General features: G+C 53.8%; 1 protein-coding gene. It reads right to left on the bottom strand.

Going from position 1 to position 253, the window contains the following annotated elements; all coding sequences use genetic code 11:
- The coding region (locus SB765_RS31840) for a S4 domain-containing protein (RefSeq protein ID WP_410932785.1) at positions 1–253 on the bottom strand (253 nt) is incomplete at both ends.

A 253-nucleotide genomic window follows, 5' to 3' on the forward strand; every position in this document is an offset into this window, starting at 1 on the left:
TTATCGCGCTCGCCCTCTTCCATGGTGGTGATAATCCCCACCGGTTTATTCAGGGCAATCAGCACCAGATCGTCTTCATCGCGCGGCTCGATAAGCTGACCATTGACCTTCACCACATCGCCTGCAAATACCTGCGCGCCTACAGTGGCGCGTTTGCCGTTAATGAAAACGTTGCCCTGCTCGATGTAACGATCGGCGTCACGACGGGAGCAGATGCCGCTCTCGCTGATGTATTTATTAAGACGAGTTGATG

This window comes from Pseudomonas sp. SIMBA_067, assembly GCF_046534675.1.
In the GTDB taxonomy this organism is placed as follows: Bacteria; Pseudomonadota; Gammaproteobacteria; order Pseudomonadales; family Pseudomonadaceae; genus Aquipseudomonas; species Aquipseudomonas putida.